This is a genomic window from Paraburkholderia sp. EG304 (assembly GCF_046543485.1).
Classification (GTDB): domain Bacteria; phylum Pseudomonadota; class Gammaproteobacteria; order Burkholderiales; family Burkholderiaceae; genus Paraburkholderia; species Paraburkholderia youngii.
Genome location: NZ_JBKGUA010000276.1, coordinates 1 through 664, shown reverse-complemented (window position 1 = coordinate 664; position 664 = coordinate 1). Strand labels below are relative to the sequence as shown.

General features: G+C 53.3%; 2 pseudogenes. Both read right to left on the bottom strand.

The annotated features are described in order from the left end of the window. Window positions 1-319, bottom strand: a pseudogene (locus tag ACLFKU_RS43840) (phosphatase); the annotation flags it as partial. A gap of 85 nt (window positions 320-404) precedes the next feature. Then, window positions 405-664, bottom strand: a pseudogene (locus ACLFKU_RS43835) (aminotransferase); the annotation flags it as partial.

Here is a 664-nt window from a genome sequence, read left to right as displayed (position 1 = left end):
TGACGACAGATCGCCTCCCAGCGGTGAGCGAGCTATAGAACTCGGCGGCGCCTGCGATTGGTCGGAGCAGATCCATCACCTGGACCTCATAGTCTGCGATGCGGGCCGCTTCTCGTTCCGGCGAGAGCCCGGGAGAGATTGACGCAACTAGTTCTATATCCCGGCGCGCGGCAGACATCCGCAACACACTCTCCGGAGAGAGCCGTTCCTCCCCTGCCCATCGACGGAGAGCGTTTTCAACTACAGCCGCTGAATCCACAAGGACACCGTCCAGGTCGAAGGCAACGTGATCGTAATCGTTGAGATCGATTTCGTTCATGGCAATATGAGTAGGAATCGAAACAATAGAAAAAGTTGGTGATTGCAATTTTTGTCGCGTCTTTCCTAGACTTCGCCCTCTAGTATCACGCCCAATAGTGCTTGTTCGACAGACATGCCTTTTCTGTCGTGCGGAATGCCTCCATGCAGTATTCGACCATCGAAGCATCGGTGAACGGTGTCGTCATATCTTCGGCCCTGCAATAGTCTGCGAGTGCCAGATCCAGTGCTGGTTCCAACGCCTCGAAAAAGGCCTCATTCATAGAAGCATTGCTCATGTATGTTGCCGGGTATCCGACATAGATGCCATGCTGCAGACACTTTTGTGCGAACGCTTTTCCATGTT